Raw genomic sequence first — 16172 nt, 5'->3', positions numbered from 1 at the left:
TGCATTATTTATAAGTTTACAACTTTTGATTATATATTATTTGTAAATGCTATCTTTTGTTCAGAAAGTACTAGACCAACTGATACTTCTTGGTTTATTGATTCAACATCTGCTATTTGTAATACATTATTAGAATTCCCTATCAAACAATCTGAATTTATTGAATTTAATGTTATATCTAATATTTTAGATATTTCTTTTACCATTTTATATACAAAATCATTTTCTTTAAGAAATTCACTAGTTTGTTGAGATTCATAATCACTTATTTTTATATTTTGCTGTTTTTTATTTAAATCAAGAAATTCATTAAATTCAAAAAATAAATGTTTTAACTCTTGTAATTGATCTTTTTGTTGATAAATTTTTTCATATAATAAATCTAAATTTTTAAAATAATTTTTAATATTATTATTTTGTACTCTAACTTTTATAAACATAAATTTATAATCTTTTTTATTTTTTTGTTCAAAATTATTAACTATTTTTTTACATATTTTTTTATTTAAATTATATTTTTTTTGATAATCATACATTAATGGAATAAACTTTTTAGGAATTTTAATTAATGTTGTAAAATCAATTAAAAACAAAAGATTTTGTGAACTATCATTTTCATTAGTACATAATAAAGCAAATTTTTTGTTTTCATTAAAAAGAAAATTCTTTTTACTGTTTTTTGCCATTTTATTTTGTAATTTTTTAAAAATTATTTGTTCTTCTTCATTACAATCTTCAAATAATAGTAATGGATTAAAATAAAGGTTTTTTGCTATTTTTTGATTCTTCCCTTCATTTAAACTATCATCTTTAATAAAAATTAGATAAGAATATGGACCTTTATATTCTTGTAAAAAATTATAATAATTAAGAGTCATTTTCACTATTGATCCTGATTCTAATTTTAATTCTTCAAAATCAAATAATTTGCATTTACCATTATTTTCATTATTGATATCAATAGTGATATCACTAGAAGTTGATGGTTGTAATTCTTGTTGAGCATTACTTTCTTTATAGTTATTAAACTGTTTTATACTTTTTAAAAGTTCACCATATTTATTTTCTCCAAAAAAAGTAGTGAAATTATTGATAATAATTTTAAGTGCAGCATCATAATCAGCAACTATTGATATAGAATTTTCAATTTTAGAGTTTTTAATAAAAAAATATTCACCTAAAAATTTATCTACTTGTTCTTTTATTGTAATGAAAAACTTAAAATCTTCTTTTATTTTTTCATGAAAAGTTTTAAATTCATTAAATAAATTAATAATATCATTACTCTTTTTGGTTATATTCAATTTATTTTCAGTAAAACAACTATTCATTTTATTATTAATTTCACTTAATTTATCCCTTATTTCTTTTATATTTTTTTCAATTTTATCTTTAATTTTTTTTATATCAATTTCTAACTTTAATTGTTCTTGCGTTAATACTATTATTTCTTTTTCTTGGCTTTTAATACTAATTTCATTTTCTGAAATTTCTTTTTTTCAATTTGAAATTTCTGTTTCTAAAATATGAACTCTTTCTTTTGCGTTTTTAACTTTATTATTATAATCAATTCATAATGCATCTCAATGCTTTTGTATGTTTGCATCACTTGAATTAACTTCAATTAAAGCTGATACTACTTCAACATATTTTATTTTTGTTCTCATAGTAGCTTGGAAATCTTCAATATTTTTTTGAGTTTCTTGAAAAGTATCTTTATCTATCTTTGTGCTTTTTTCTTTAAACTCTTCTTTATCTTTTTGCAAAGCTTTAATTTCTTTTCTTATTTTTTTTAATTCTTTTTGTTCTTTTGCTATTTTTTCATTCAATGTTTTATTTCTAAGTTGATTATTAGCCCTACTTTTTGTTAAATCTTCAATATTACTTTTTAAGTTTTTTAAATCATCTTCTTTATAAGATAAATCCTTTTCATATTTACTATTTTCTAATTCTTCTTCTGATAAAATATTTTGATATCTTTGTTTATAATTACGTTGTTCCTCAACACTTTCATTTATGAAAAATGTGAATTCTTTTTTAAAAATTTCTAAATTTTCTTTAAATTTTCTAATCTTATTTTCAATATCAAATATTGAAATATTTGTTGTCGCTATCTCTAGAATAATTTTAAACCTCTCTTTCTTTTCTTTCAAAAATAAAAAACCACTTGCTTTAAAACTAAAGCAATGGCCAAACACTTTTATTTTTGTAATTACATTTTATAGAAATTATAATTATAGTTAAGGAATATACTTACTTATACTATTGAATATAATAAAGAAATTTTTATCTTTGATTCTTATTATTTTTAATGTTAAAATTATTCAAATTAAATATGTAAAATGTCTTTTATATATAAAATTATTAATAAGCAAAGTACGAAAACTTTATAGATTACATTTTATAAATAAAATAATATAAAATAATATTAGAAGGATATTAGCAAACAGATAGGGTTGATTTTTATGAACGCAAAATAATTAATTGCAAGAGTATCAGATAAAACTAAATTTAATATTCAAGATATTGAAATAGTTTTTAATTGTGTAATTGAAGGAATTAAAAATATTAATCAGCTAGGTAGAGTAATTACTATTCCTAATTTTGGTACTTTTAAAATCAAAAAATTAAAACCATGTTTACGACTAAATAGTAAAAATAATGGACAACACGTAGTTAGCGAATACAAATATATTAAATTTATACCTTATAAAAAATACAAGAAATATATTCGTTGTAAACCAAAACCAACAATATTAAATAACATCGACTATTAAAGTGTATGACCTAAAATGTGAGGAAAACTAATGAAACAAAGTAGTATTAATAGAATAAAATTAAGACAAAAAGTTAATATAAATTCAATTGAAATGTTTAAAGCATGCTTGCAATATAATTCTCAATTTCAACCGAAAGTTAAAATTGAATTAGCAAAATGGCCAATGTATTTTGAATATTGAGAATACCTAGAAAAACATGAAAATATAATTCCTTTTTCAATTAAAACATCAATTGACAATTTAACATTATATGGTAATCTTTTAAAAAGTCCCCTTAAAAATGAAAATAATAATAAAACAATAATTTTATTACACGGAATAACTAATACAAGATTTTGAATATTTAAACAAGCTTTCATTTTTTTACGTGCTGGCTACAACGTTATTTGATATGATGCTCGTAACCATGGTGAAAGTGATGCATCACCAACAACTTTTGGTTTAAAAGAATCACAAGATTTACAAGACATTATTGAATACTGTTGTAAAACATATAAACAAGAAACTACTGCTTTAGGATTATATGGTTTTTCATTAGGTGGTGCAACAGTAGTAATGTGAAGCAATTTATATGCAAAACATAAAATTAATCAAAAAGTAAAATTCATTATTTCTGATTGTACATTTAGTCGCTTAGATCGTACGTATAGTGAAAAACTATACAATTATGCTTTCTTACCTACTAATTTAATGCTGAAATTAAGTCGTAAAAAAGCACAAAAAACATTTGGTGTCGATGGTTTACAAGAAATACAACCAATTAAATATTTAAAACTAATACCTGATATGCCAATATTATTTCTTCATGGTCAAAATGATCACTTTATTAACTACACTAATGCTAACGAATTATTTCAAGAAAAAATTCGATATGAAATACCAAAAAAAAGTTCATTATACACTATCCTTGATGCTAACCACGGTCAAAGTTTTTTAATTGGTGATTTAGACCACACAGTTGTTAATGAATATAATTTAGTAAATGATAAAGGTATTAGTGACACTACTTTAGAATTTGTTCAAAAATGAATCAATACTTAAGATAAACACTATTAATTGATATATTTATTAAATATATATTTTAATTAATGAGAGTAAAGCGATGATAAAAATGAAAATTAAAGTTATTATTATTGGTGCTGGCGCGACTGGGATGGGAGTTGCGAGTAAATTATTACGTAGTGAAAAAAATAGTGATAAAAATTTTGATATCCATGTTTATCAAGAAAAAAACTATATTTCAATTGGTGCTTGTGGTATTCCTTATTATATTGATAATGAATTTAAAGATAAAAAACTTTTAAATGATCGTACAAAAAAAGATTTTTCAGAAAAAACTAATAATAAAAATAAAAATAAAATTAATTTAAATCAAAATGTTATTAAATTCGATACAGCAAAACAAGAAATTCATGTCAAAAAAACAACAAATGATAAAACTAAAGCAAAAGTTGTATCTTATCATGCCTTAGTTATCGCAACAGGAGCCAAACCAAAAATTCCGTCACCTTTTAGTCATGGTATTTTGCCACATAATGTTTATAATGTTTTTACTAAAGAAGATGCCATAAATCTAAAAAAAGCAATGAAAAATGCTAAAAAAATAGTTATTATTGGCGGTGGATTCATTGGCATGGAAATGGTAGAAGCATGCTTAAAACAAAAAAAAGATGTCACAATCGTCGAAATGAAAGATCGATTAATGGCAGACATTGTTGATAAACAATTTAGCCAATTAATTTATTATGAACTAACCAAAAAAAATATTAATCATAAAACTAAATCAAAAAACGATGCCACTATTTTACTAAACTATCAAGTTGAAGAACTAATGATGACTCATAATAATGTTAATGATTTGCGTTTAAGAAGTGTAAGTGATAATGAAAATGGAAAAACAATACCTTGTGACTTAGTAATACTAGCAGTTGGTTTTGAACCAAATACGAATTTTTTACAAAATAGCAACATTGAATTAAATAAAAATAAAGCAATTATTATTAACGAATTATGTCAAATTCCTTCTAAAGAAAATTTTACAAAAAAGTTTTCAAATATGTATATTGGTGGTGATTGCGCACAAATATATAGTCAATTTGATAAATCATCAATATATGTTCCCTTGGCAACTAATGCTAATAAAATGGCGCGTATTATTGCTGATAATATTAAAAACCCAGAACATAAATATCCAGGAACTTTAGGATCAAGTATTTTACGTGTTGGTAATTTAGAAATAACAAAAACTGGTAGTTTTGATACGATTGATAAAAATAAAATTGGTAGTGTTTATATTAAAGATTATGTTCTACCAAGATACTTAAAACAATCTCGTCCTTTATACTTGAAACTATTTTATGATAAAACAAATTTCCAATTACTGGCAGCACAAATGGCAGGCTATAATCATGCCACATTAAGAATTAATGCTCTTGCTACTGCCATTTGAAATAAAATGGACATCCGTGATTTACAAAATTTAGATTTAGTTTATTCACCTCCTTTTGCTCGTACTAGTGATATTATTCATATATCAAGCAGAAAAATAACATCGTCATAACCTATAAAAAATAAAAAGAATGAGGTAGCAACTATTACAACTCTTAGTAATGACAATATTAACTTATTAAGAGACTTTGTTGGTATTTCACACTGACAAAGTCTAATCGGGATAATTGTCTTTTTTAGTATTATCCTAGCACTTTCTATTTTTATTAAAAAAACTAAACCTAAATTTCCAATTCGTATTTTTACTGGAATGGGATTAGGACTAATTTTTGGTATTACTATCCAGGCTATTACTGGTTTTAATAGTCATAACATTACTTATCCTAACTTACCTGGAACACCAATAAAACCCAATCCTGACTATATACCCTAAGTTGCAGAAATTGTACACTGAATTGAATTATTAAAAACTATTTTTATTATTGGTATTACTATGTTAACTATTCCGTTATTATTTTTAGCTATCGCTAGAATTACTAGTAAAAAAAATAGTAACTCAAAAACAATAACTAAAGTTTCAGGAGTTGGTATTACTATTTTATTAATAAATGTGGCTATTGCTTTTACTATTGCCTTTGGACTAGGAATTGCTTTTAATATTTGGTCAATAATTTGGTAATATTTTTCTTATATTATGTTTTATATCAAATCAAAAATGTTCAATTTGATTTAAATTAGGAGAATATGGTGGAAGAAATAATAGTTTGCATCCAGTATTTTCAATTAATTGTTGTGTTAATTTAGATTTATGAAACGTTGCATTATCTAAAACTATAATTTGTCCACGCTTTAATACTGGGATTAGTATATTTTTTACATATGATTCAAAAATTTTACTGTTGCAATGTCCTTCAAATGCTCATAGGGCTTTTAATTTACCTTTATTTAGTGAACCGATTTGGATGGGTTACACTTTATTGGACACTAATTACGTAGACAATTGAACAAATTAGTTAAAAGAAAGGAATTATAATTATGGCCAATATTAACTCATATTCAGATGAATTTAAAAAATAAATAGTAGCTTTATATCAAACTGGTAAGTCAGTGTCTTGTCTTGCTAAATAGTACACTGTTACAAGAGCAACTACTTATAATTGAATTAAGCAATTTACTAATTCAGGCAGTTTTAAAACCAAAGATAACCGTTCTGTTGAAGAAAATTAATTAATTAAATTAAGAAAATAATTAAAACAATTAAGAATGGAAAATGATATTTTAAAGCAAGCAGCACTAATAATAGGCAGAAAATAGAAATTATTACTAAAAATAAAGTTAAATATAAAATTCGTACAATGTGTCGTTTTTTAAAAATCTCTAAATCAACATATTATTTTAATTTCAAGAAAAAAGAAGATAAAATTAAAAATAATATGTATGATGAAGCTGTTATTAGTTCTTTTAAAGAAAATAAAGAAGCTTATGGAACAACAAGATTAAAAGTTGTTCTAAAAGAAAAGAAAATTAATTTATCAAGACGAAAAATTAAAAAAATTATGAATAAACATAATTTAATATCAAAATACACTAAATTATCATACAAAAATTATCATAATAAAGTCAATGATAGTCAAATTACTAATCTTGTTAATAGAGACTTTAATAATAGGCTTAAAAATGAAGTTATTGTTAGTGATTTAACTTATGTTCAAGTTAATGGTAAATGAAACTATATTTGCTTATTAATCGGCCTGTACAATCGCGAAATTATTGGACATAGTTTAGGTAATAAAAAAGATGCGTCATTAGTATATCAAACATTTATGCGTTCAAATCGTTGTTTAAAAAATATTCAAATATTTCATAGCGATCGCGGTAATGAATTTAATAATAAAAATATTGATAAACTTTTATTAGCCTTCAATATTACCCGCTCTTTAAGCAAAAAAGGTTGTCCTTATGATAACGCTGTTGCTGAAGCAACTTTCAAAACTTTCAAAACAGAATTTATTAATGATAAAAATTTTACATCATTAATCCAATTAAAATTAGAATTATTTGATTATATCAATTGATACAACAACATAAGAATCCACAGCACTCTAAACTACTTAACCCCCATAAAACACCAAGCACAAATGTCTACCAAAAAACAGTCCTAAAAAAGGTTGCCATTCCACAATGCAAATCATAAAAGGTTTTTCTCATCTGCTTTTTTCAATAATTTCACAATTAGTTTGTTGCTGGTTTTCTCATAAACTCCAACAATCAAGGTTTTATTCAACAAGAATCTTCCTTTTTTTAAAACCTACATGTGAAAGATACATTTCATCCATCTGTGCTGTGCCATCATCAACGAACCCTACATCTTGATTCCAAATTCTAGTTCTGATTTCATGACCCATTATTCAATCTGTTTTATATGTCACACCCAATTCCCTTGCAACATCTGTTGATGGTATACCATGCTTTGTGTTTATTCATCTAAAGATGAGATAAAACCAAGATGTCAAAGGTGTTTGTGACTTGTGAAAAATGGTGTCATGAATAATACTAAATGTTTGATGACATTTCAAACATCTTATTCTTCTCAAATCAGAAACATTCAAACTAGAAGAAGCACACCTGATACATTTCATTACTTTCAAATTCACTATATATTTCAAACAATCTTTTTCATTTTGAAATATATAGTGAATTCATTTCAATTCATTTTTTCCTCCACACTAGTACATGCGGGGATAATTTCCATTAAAAAATCAGGAGTTGCAACAAATTCAAAATCATTGTATTTAGTATAACATTTAAATAATGAATTAACATAATGATTTCGTTTTTTCATTTCTAATTCTCAATTACATAAAAGTAAATTAAAATAGTTACGTTCCAAGTCTAAAAATGGTTGCATCGCCATATTTGTATTTTTTTTATTTAAACAATGATCATACGTTAGTAGTTCTTTGCGCAATGCAGTTAAACTCATATCTGGTGTATAACTAAATAATTAATACGGAATAATTCTCATTATTAATTTTCCATTCTATATTATTTAACTTTTACTTTATTTTGTTCTTTTTTAATTAATTTATTAACTAAAAGTCTAATTCCTTTATACACTTCTAATAATCACATTGGTATTGTTGATAAAGCAATACAAAGTAATCAATCAACTGCCCGAAAACCAGCACCAATACCAAAAGCATTGCTAACAACAGGTGTAAAAATAATAAAAGTATTAATAGCAAAAGCACTAATCGCCGCAACTCAAATATATTTATTTTTTCAAGTAATCTTATTAAAAATACTTGTATTAGCACCTGAAACAAAAGAAAATGCATAAAAAACAGGGGCATTAGTCATTATAACAAAAACAAAACCTTCACTATTATTTTCACGTAAAATTTGAGGTAAAAAATGAAAAGCTAATAGTAATAAGGTACTTAATATTATACTAACAATACCAATAAATCCTCAACTACCAGTAAGAATTCTATCATTCCGTTTTGTTGGTATTCTAAGCATTAAATCAGGGTTATTATGTCCCATTGACATTGGAATTGCAATAACAGATTCAACAATTAAATTAATTCATAAAATTTGAATTGGTCGCAATAATTCATTTCATCCAAAAATAGCACCAATAACAATTGAAAATACTTGGGCCATATTAGTAATTAAAATAAAAATAACAATTCTTTTAATTTTACTGTAAATATTGCGTCCTTCTTCAATAGCATCAACAATAGTAGCGAAATTATCATCAGTTAATACTATTTGTGAAGATTCTTTAGCAACATCGGTTCCAGTAATACCCATCGCTACTCCAATATCTGCCGCTTTTAAACTAGGAGCATCATTAACACCATCACCAGTCATCGAAACAATCTTATTATGACTCTGTAATGCTTTAACAATCTTAACTTTATGTTCAGGAGAAACACGAGCAAAAACTCGATATTGATTAATATTAGCATTAAATGATTCTTCTGGAATATCATCAATAGTATTACCACTAAGTGCTTGTGTTTTATTTTCAATCAAACCTAATTCTTGACCAATAGCAACAGCAGTATTTAAATGATCACCAGTAATCATAATTGTATCAATACCTGCTTTTTTAGTTTTAATTAAAGAATCTTTAACTTCGTTTCTTGGTGGATCAATCATTCCAACTAATCCTAAAAAAGTTAAATTACTTTCAATTTCACTAATATTACTATAATCTTTCGTATTATTAACAGTTTTATAACTTGCTCCCAAAACACGTAATGCTGAATTTGACATTTCTTCCATACTTGCAATTATTTCTTTTTTAATTTGTGCAGTTAATACTACCCTTTCGTTATTAATAAGCGCATGAGTACAAATATTAATCATATTATCAACCGCACCTTTAACAAAAACATAATTTTCTTTATCATATTCATTAATTATTGACATTAATTTACGATTGGAATCAAAAGGTATTTCATGAACTCGAGTATGTTTATCACTAAGTGCCTTTGTTGGAAAATTTAATGTTTCTGATCAATTAATAAGCGCTGCTTCCGTTGGATCACCAATAGTTTTATTTTTACTAACTTCACTATTATTACATAATACTAAACAATCTAAAAATAGTTGTTCTTGCTTAGTTTTCTTTTTAAAGTCATTACTATCATTAACTGATTTTGTTAAATAATATTTTTTAACAGTCATTTTATTTTGTGTTAAAGTTCCGGTTTTATCAGAACAAATAATATCAACTTGACCTAATGTTTCAACAGCAGGTAAATGTTTAACAATAGCATGTTTTTTTGCCATTCTTGAACTTCCCAGTGATAATGAAACGGTAACAATAACTTGCAAACCTTCAGGTATTACTGCTATTGTTAAAGCGATTCCAAAAATTAAAGCATTAATAGCAGGTACTTTAATTAAGAAAAATTGTAATAAAAACATAGCTAAACCTAATAATAAAGCAAAAACCGAAATTATTCTAATTAAAAAAGACATTTGTCGCGTTAATGGTGATTTAGGTTCTTTTTCTTCTTGTAATAACTTAGTTATTTTTCCAATTTCAGAATTTTTTGCTGTTGCATAAACTAAACCAAGACCACTACCTGTAGCAATAGAAGTAGACATAAAAGCAAGATTAGTTCTTTCACCAATTGATAATTTTTCTTCAGTTAATGCTTCAGTAGTTTTACTAATTAAGGTTGATTCACCAGTTAAAAGTGATTCATTAGTACGTAAATTATAAGACTGAATAATACGCAGATCAGCAGGTAAAAACATTCCTGCATCTAAATAAACCAAATCACCTACCACTAAATCTTTAGCATCAATATCGTATTTATTACCATTACGAATGACTACTGCTTGTGAAGAAACTAATTTCTTTAAAGAGTCCAAAGAAGCTGCAACTTTTACTTCTTGATAAGTAGCCAAAGTAGCATCAACAATTACAATTAAAAAAACAACTAATGCTTCTTGTCATTGACCAATAACAGTAGCAATAATTGCTAATGCAATTAATACTAAAACAAATGGTTCAATAAAATGTGCTAAAACTATTTTTCAAATTGGTTTTTTTTTCGTAACTGGTAATTGATTAGGCCCTGTTTCTATTAACAATTGAGCTGCGGCTTCTTCAGTTAAACCTGTAACAAAATTAGTATTTAATTTTTTTGCTAATTCCTTAGTTGAATCATTTCAAATCACAATTATTTAACCCCCTTTTTAAATTTAATCCATCATAATTCCTTTTCAAAATTTTTTATCATTAAATTGTGGCCCTAAAGCAGTTTGTGGTAATTTTTGAATTTTTAACATCTCTTCTTCTGTTAGTTGAAAACTCCCAATATCGGGATTACTAATAATTCGCTCTGGATTATTTCATTTATGAATAACTACTTGACCCAATTGTCAAGTTCATCTTAAAGCAATGTGGCTAGCAGTAACCTTGTATTTATTTGCTAATTCTTGTAATAATGGTATTTCATCTGCTCTACCACCTAGCATTGTTCTTAATGAAGTAACAGCAATATTATTCTCGTAACAAAAATCTATTGTGTTTTTTTGATTAAAACCAGGATGTGTTTCAATTTGATTAATTGCTGGTTTTATTTTTATTTTTTTAAAAAAAACTTTCAATTGTGAACTATTAAAATTTGAAACACCAATTGCCCTAACTTTACCATATTCATAAAATTCTTCTAAGACTCTTCAACATTCAAAACTTTGTTTAGTTGGTCAATGAATTAAACATAAATCTAAATAATCTAGTTTTAAACGAGTCAGGATACCACGCAAAGCATCTTTAGTAAGTTCATATTCATCATTGTCATTTCAAATTTTAGAAGTAATAAATAAATCTTCCCTTTTAACTTCTGGATTTTATGCTAAAAAATCTTTAATTACATTACCAATTATCTCCTCGTTTTTATAATATTCTGCAGTATCAATATGACGATAACCATTTTGCAAAGCACAAATTACTGAATTATAAATAGATTTACTATCAACCATTAAATATGTACCTAATCCAAATTGAGGAATTTTGACACCATTATTTAAAGTTATCGTTTTTTGTAAAATTTGTTCTTTTGTAAGTTTTACCATTTTTCTAATATCCTTTCAAACAAAATATTAATTATAACCCGCTGTAAAACGTTTTTTAATAAATTTTTGTTCTTTAATCTCATTAATAATAGCAATTGCAGCATCACCATAACTAATTTCACTTTTTCCTTCTTTATTAACAATTAAGTGATTGTTACCAATTTTAAATTTGCCTAAAGTTGGTAATTATGGGTCATAGTATAAAGAAGGGCTAAAATATGTTCAATTAATGGCACTGCTACGATAAGTAACTAATGTTTGAACTTGTTGTTGTGCATGCTCTTTTCATGCTTCAGGAAACGCAATTGTTTCTACTAATATTTCATTCTTATCATTTAACAAACTACCAGCACCACCAACAATTAATAACCTTTTAATATTTTGACATTCATGCATGATAGTAATTAAGTTTTTAGCAACTTGCTGATTAATATTTTGGGGATTATCAATAGTAGGGCCGTAAGCACTAATTAAAATATCAACATCATTAACAACCGCTTTAATACTACTTTTATTAGTAAGATCAGCTTTTTTAATGGTCAATCGATTATCATTATTAATAATTGTCATTTTAATAGGATTTCTAGTAATGGCAACAACTTGATATCCCTGTTTTAAAGCTTCTTTAGTTAAGGCAAGTCCTGATTTTCCTGATGCTCCAATAATTCCAATTTTCATAGTTAGTACTCCTTTTTCAAACTTAATTTTAACGAAGAGTCAACAATATATTATATTAATTATAACATAAGTACACCTTATATTAGGTATTAGTTTGGGTGTTAGTAAATCATAAAATTATGATTTTAATTTATAATATTGCTAATTTTACTTATAATTTTACAATTATATATAATAATTTAATTACAAAAATATTTTTAAAAAAGATAAAAAAATGATATTATTAATAATAATTTATTAAATGTTAATTACTAATATAGAAATTTTTATCTATATTAGTTTTTTTAATTTTATTAAATTATTTTAAAAAAAATAAAGATAAATATTGAAATTTAAAATTTACTATATGTTTATTTTTAAAATAAAGTCTTTATTCAAAAAACAAAAAGATGAAGGAGAAAATATGTTATTTAAAGAAAATACAGAAAATTCAAATGTTACATTTTGTATTAAAAATCCTACTGTAAAATATGAATTTCAATTACATCAAGATAATAACCAATTAGAAATTGAAAAGTTAGAAAAAGTAACAGTAACTTGTCATCGCGGTGATTATATTATTACAGGAGTTATTGGCGAACATTGAGTTGTTAACCAAAAAAAATTTAAAAATACTTATATTCCGGTTATTAATAATATAAGTAAGGGGGAAGCTTGAGCAAATCCCGATTCTAAAATAAAAATAGTTAATCTTAATAAAGATAATAAAAGCAGAGAATTATCACTACCTTGAGGTCCGAATGGTACTAAAAAAGAAGTAAAATATACTAAAGAAGATGTTTTAATTTGAGATAAAGATGGATATTGATATCCTTACAAAAAATCAGTGTTTGAAAATACTTATTTAATTAGTCAATCTAAAACAGAACTTGAAGAACAATTTCAAAATTTACTTAAATTAACAAATAATAATGATAATTTAGAAACTCAAGATGTAATTTCAAATAGTGAAACAAGATTTAATGTTAATGAAATTAATAAGGCTTTTATCCCTTTATAACTAACTAAAGTAATGTTTACTCATAAATAATGTAAAATAATAATATGTAATTTAAACAGTTTTTGAATTTAAAAGTACAATTCAGCAATATTTAAAATAGATTAGGAAGATTAAATTATGCCAAAACCATACAGTGAAGACTTACGAAGAAAAGTAATAGAAGCCTATGAAAGTAAAAAACATGAAAATTAAAGAAATTTGTAAAGTGTTCAATATTACTAGAAAGACTTTATTCTTATGAAGAAAAAGAAAAAAAGAAACTGGGCATATAAAACCAATTTTGAATTATCAAAAAGGACATAGCCACAAAATAAAGGATTTAGATGAATTAAAAAATTATTTAGCGCAAAATAAAGATGTTACGGTTCAAAAAGTAATTGAAAAATTTGGTGATATGACTAAAGAAACAGTTTATAACTATTTCAAAAAACAAAATTATACATATAAAAAAACTTTTTTATATGAACAAAGAGATAAAAATAAACAAGAAGATTTTTTAATATTTGGTCAATAATTTGGTAATATTTTTCTTATATTATGTTTTATAGCAAATCAAAAATGTTCAATTGGATTTAAATTAGGAGAATATGGTGTAAGAAATAATGGTTTGCATCCAGCATTTTCAATTAATTGTTGTGTTAATTTAGATTTATGAAACGTTGCATTATCTAAAACTATAATTTGTCCACGCTTTAATACTGGAATTATTATATTTTTTATTTATCATTTTTTTTAATTGGTAATATAGTATTTTTATAAATATTTTGTATTCCTTGATATCCCAAATCACCAATAATTATTGTTTTTTCTGAAAATTCAAGATTTTAATTTTTTAATATTTGAAAATCATGTACTTTTCCATTATCAGCAAAAATAGCAACAATTTTTTTATTAAAAAAGTCATATATAATTTGAAATTTTATAGAAAACATTCAACTTTTACCAGAAAAATATTCTAACTGTAGTTTTTTTAGTTGGTCTTTCAATTTTAATTTCAGTTGAATCAATTAAATAAAATTGAAATTCATTTAAATCTTCTTGTTTTTTCTCAATTTTTGATTTATATTTTGTTTTTAAAAACTGATAATCTTTGTCATCACTAAGTTTATTTTCTACTCAAGTAATATTTCGAAAACAACTTGATGCACTCATTTTATATTTAATACTCATTTGGAAAAAAGTATAATATTATTTTCAGTATACTAAAGTCATCATCAATCTTTCTTCAACTGAAAGTTTATATTTTCTACCTTTAGTTTTTTTAAATTTTCTATTTCAATTAATTTTGTTAACATTTCGTCAAAATGAAAACGTTTTATACCAAAATATCTATAAAATTGTTCATTTTTTAATTTTTTTAAATTTTCAAACTTCATTTTTATCAACACCTTATTAATTTATTAATAAAGAAATTATAAAATAAATTTTAAATTATTAATTTACTTTTAAAAAATTTATTTATGGAATATTTCTAATGAATCTACTATAGCTAACTAAAGTAATGTTTACTCATAAATAATGTAAAATAATAATATGTAATTTAAACAGTTTTTGAATTTAAAATTACAATTCAACAATATTTAAAATAGATTAGGAAGATTAAATTATGCCAAAACCATACAGTGAAGACTTACGAAGAAAAGTAATAGAAGCCTATGAAAGTAAAAACATGAAAATTAAAAAAATTTGTAAAGTGTTCAATATTACTATAAAGACTTTATTCTTATGAAGAAAAAGAAAAAAAAGAAACTGGGCATATAAAACCAATTTTGAATTATCAAAAAGGACATAGCCACAAAATAAAGGATTTAGATGAATTAAAAAATTATTTAGCGCAAAATAAAGATGTTACAGTTCAAAAAGTAATTGAAAAATTTGGTGATATGACTAAAGAAATAGTTTATAACTATTTCAAAAAACTAAATTATACATATAAAAAAACTTTTCTATATGAACAAAGAGATAAAAATAAACAAGAAGATTTTTTAAAAGAAATAGCTAAAATAATGAATGAAGATTTAGTATATATTGATGAATCTGGAATTGATGATAATGAATTTTATAAATATGGTTGATCTGAAAAAGGTAAAAGATTAGTTGATAATAAACCCGCATATAAAATAAAAAAAATGAGTATAATTGGTTCACTAAATAAAGGTAAATTAAAAGCCCTATGAGCATTTGAAGGACATTGCAACAGTAAAATTTTTGAATCATATGTAAAAAATATACTAATTTCAGTATTAAAGCGTGGACAAATTATAGTTTTAGATAATGCAACGTTTCATAAATCTAAATTAACACAACAATTAATTGAAAATGCTGGATGCAAACTATTATTTCTTCCACCATATTCTCCTAATTTAAATCCAATTGAACATTTTTGATTTGCTATAAAACATAATATAAGAAAAATATTACCAAATTAGGTAATGTTTAGTAATCTGTGTAACTTACAAAAATAACTATGTTTAATTAATTATAGTAAATAAAATTAAATAACTAGAAAGAGTGAGTTACTTATGTCTAAAAAACAAAATATCAATAATAATGATCCAATATCAAAAGCAGTAGATTTATTACTAGAAAATACTGAAGATTTAACAACAGTTTTTAAAGAGGGAGGCTTATATAAAGAATTAACAAAAAGATTAGTTTAAAAA

The 16172-nt window shown here is 24.1% G+C and carries 21 protein-coding genes and 1 pseudogene; 11 read left to right on the top strand and 11 right to left on the bottom strand.

All coding sequences use genetic code 4. The features are described from left to right. Window positions 1-29: 29 nt before the first annotated feature. Complete coding sequence (locus ABWV63_RS09255; protein WP_353306124.1) at window positions 30-2153, bottom strand: hypothetical protein; 2124 nt, start codon at window positions 2151-2153, stop codon at window positions 30-32. Between the two features lie 327 nt (window positions 2154-2480). On the opposite strand from ABWV63_RS09255, the gene ABWV63_RS09250 reads away from it, so the two are divergent. The 5 genes from ABWV63_RS09250 to ABWV63_RS09230 all read left to right on the top strand — a co-directional run bounded on the left by ABWV63_RS09250 (window position 2481) and on the right by ABWV63_RS09230 (window position 5907). Further along, entirely contained in the window at window positions 2481-2777 is a 297-nt protein-coding gene (locus tag ABWV63_RS09250; RefSeq protein WP_353307237.1) for an HU family DNA-binding protein, read from the top strand. A gap of 165 nt (window positions 2778-2942) precedes the next feature. Then, on the top strand, window positions 2943-3821 hold the full coding sequence (locus ABWV63_RS09245) for an alpha/beta fold hydrolase (RefSeq protein ID WP_353306123.1): 879 nt from the start codon (window positions 2943-2945) through the stop codon (window positions 3819-3821). Between the two features lie 61 nt (window positions 3822-3882). After that, on the top strand, window positions 3883-5340 hold the full coding sequence (locus ABWV63_RS09240; RefSeq protein WP_353306122.1) for an FAD-dependent oxidoreductase: 1458 nt from the start codon (window positions 3883-3885) through the stop codon (window positions 5338-5340). Between the two features lie 198 nt (window positions 5341-5538). Beyond that, window positions 5539-5661 carry a hypothetical protein gene (locus tag ABWV63_RS09235; RefSeq protein WP_353306121.1) on the top strand — a complete coding sequence of 41 codons (123 nt, stop codon included), beginning with the start codon at window positions 5539-5541 and terminating at the stop codon, window positions 5659-5661. A gap of 60 nt (window positions 5662-5721) precedes the next feature. Beyond that, a complete protein-coding gene (locus ABWV63_RS09230) occupies window positions 5722-5907 on the top strand; it encodes a hypothetical protein (RefSeq protein WP_353306120.1) in 186 nt (61 codons plus the stop codon). Here ABWV63_RS09230 and ABWV63_RS09225 read toward each other — a convergent pair. Then, complete coding sequence (locus ABWV63_RS09225) at window positions 5869-6090, bottom strand: transposase (RefSeq protein WP_353307236.1); 222 nt, start codon at window positions 6088-6090, stop codon at window positions 5869-5871. The two genes, ABWV63_RS09230 and ABWV63_RS09225, sit on opposite strands and share 39 nt — an antisense overlap. Before the next feature lie 215 nt (window positions 6091-6305). Between ABWV63_RS09225 and ABWV63_RS09220 the strand changes: the two are divergent. Further along, window positions 6306-7390, top strand: a pseudogene (locus tag ABWV63_RS09220) (IS3 family transposase). A 114-nt stretch (window positions 7391-7504) separates the two neighbouring features. Here the strand turns inward: ABWV63_RS09220 and ABWV63_RS09215 are convergent. The 6 genes from ABWV63_RS09215 to ABWV63_RS09190 all read right to left on the bottom strand — a co-directional run bounded on the left by ABWV63_RS09215 (window position 7505) and on the right by ABWV63_RS09190 (window position 12509). Beyond that, the gene (locus tag ABWV63_RS09215) at window positions 7505-7867 is read right to left on the bottom strand and encodes a hypothetical protein (protein ID WP_353306119.1); all 363 of its coding nucleotides are present in this window, start codon (window positions 7865-7867) and stop codon (window positions 7505-7507) included. A gap of 14 nt (window positions 7868-7881) precedes the next feature. Then, window positions 7882-8070 (bottom strand): hypothetical protein, encoded by a 189-nt coding sequence (locus ABWV63_RS09210; protein ID WP_353306118.1) that lies wholly within the window; start codon window positions 8068-8070, stop codon window positions 7882-7884. A 203-nt stretch (window positions 8071-8273) separates the two neighbouring features. Continuing rightward, window positions 8274-10931, bottom strand: a complete 2658-nt coding sequence (locus ABWV63_RS09205; protein ID WP_353306117.1) for a cation-translocating P-type ATPase — start codon at window positions 10929-10931, stop codon at window positions 8274-8276. A gap of 24 nt (window positions 10932-10955) precedes the next feature. Then, entirely contained in the window at window positions 10956-11522 is a 567-nt protein-coding gene (locus ABWV63_RS09200; RefSeq protein WP_353306116.1) for an aldo/keto reductase, read from the bottom strand. A gap of 84 nt (window positions 11523-11606) precedes the next feature. Then, window positions 11607-11831 (bottom strand): aldo/keto reductase, encoded by a 225-nt coding sequence (locus ABWV63_RS09195; protein WP_353306115.1) that lies wholly within the window; start codon window positions 11829-11831, stop codon window positions 11607-11609. 186 nt (window positions 11832-12017) lie between these two features. Next, window positions 12018-12509 carry an NAD(P)H-binding protein gene (locus ABWV63_RS09190; RefSeq protein WP_353306114.1) on the bottom strand — a complete coding sequence of 164 codons (492 nt, stop codon included), beginning with the start codon at window positions 12507-12509 and terminating at the stop codon, window positions 12018-12020. A gap of 346 nt (window positions 12510-12855) precedes the next feature. Here ABWV63_RS09190 and ABWV63_RS09185 point away from each other — a divergent pair, with 346 nt between their 5' ends. Both ABWV63_RS09185 and ABWV63_RS09180 read left to right on the top strand, forming a co-directional pair. Then, window positions 12856-13509, top strand: a complete 654-nt coding sequence (locus tag ABWV63_RS09185) for a PGDYG domain-containing protein (RefSeq protein ID WP_353306113.1) — start codon at window positions 12856-12858, stop codon at window positions 13507-13509. 166 nt (window positions 13510-13675) lie between these two features. Then, a complete protein-coding gene (locus ABWV63_RS09180; RefSeq protein ID WP_353306112.1) occupies window positions 13676-14023 on the top strand; it encodes an IS630 transposase-related protein in 348 nt (115 codons plus the stop codon). On the opposite strand, the gene ABWV63_RS09175 is transcribed toward ABWV63_RS09180, so the two are convergent. The 3 genes from ABWV63_RS09175 to ABWV63_RS09165 form a co-directional block, all read right to left on the bottom strand. Next, on the bottom strand, window positions 13945-14181 hold the full coding sequence (locus ABWV63_RS09175) for a transposase (protein WP_353307235.1): 237 nt from the start codon (window positions 14179-14181) through the stop codon (window positions 13945-13947). The genes ABWV63_RS09180 and ABWV63_RS09175 overlap by 79 nt on opposite strands. Before the next feature lie 267 nt (window positions 14182-14448). Next, window positions 14449-14679, bottom strand: a complete 231-nt coding sequence (locus ABWV63_RS09170; RefSeq protein WP_353306111.1) for a hypothetical protein — start codon at window positions 14677-14679, stop codon at window positions 14449-14451. Window positions 14680-14711: 32 nt separating this feature from the next. After that, the gene (locus ABWV63_RS09165) at window positions 14712-14885 is read right to left on the bottom strand and encodes a hypothetical protein (protein ID WP_353306110.1); all 174 of its coding nucleotides are present in this window, start codon (window positions 14883-14885) and stop codon (window positions 14712-14714) included. A 230-nt stretch (window positions 14886-15115) separates the two neighbouring features. Between ABWV63_RS09165 and ABWV63_RS09160 the strand changes: the two genes are divergently transcribed. The 3 genes from ABWV63_RS09160 (at window position 15116) to ABWV63_RS09150 (ending at window position 16169) form a co-directional block, all read left to right on the top strand. After that, complete coding sequence (locus ABWV63_RS09160) at window positions 15116-15301, top strand: IS630 transposase-related protein (RefSeq protein ID WP_353306109.1); 186 nt, start codon at window positions 15116-15118, stop codon at window positions 15299-15301. Then, window positions 15279-15938 carry an IS630 family transposase gene (locus tag ABWV63_RS09155; RefSeq protein WP_353306108.1) on the top strand — a complete coding sequence of 220 codons (660 nt, stop codon included), beginning with the start codon at window positions 15279-15281 and terminating at the stop codon, window positions 15936-15938. Before ABWV63_RS09160 ends, ABWV63_RS09155 begins: the two co-directional genes overlap by 23 nt. 93 nt (window positions 15939-16031) lie before the next feature. Next, window positions 16032-16169, top strand: coding sequence for a hypothetical protein (locus tag ABWV63_RS09150; protein WP_353305566.1), 138 nt, complete (start codon window positions 16032-16034; stop codon window positions 16167-16169). Window positions 16170-16172 lie beyond the last annotated feature (3 nt).

Source organism: Spiroplasma ixodetis, assembly GCF_040369795.1.
Taxonomy (GTDB): Bacteria; Bacillota_I; Bacilli_A; order Mycoplasmatales; family VBWQ01; genus Spiroplasma_E; species Spiroplasma_E ixodetis_B.
This window is presented reverse-complemented; position numbering and strand designations above follow the sequence as displayed.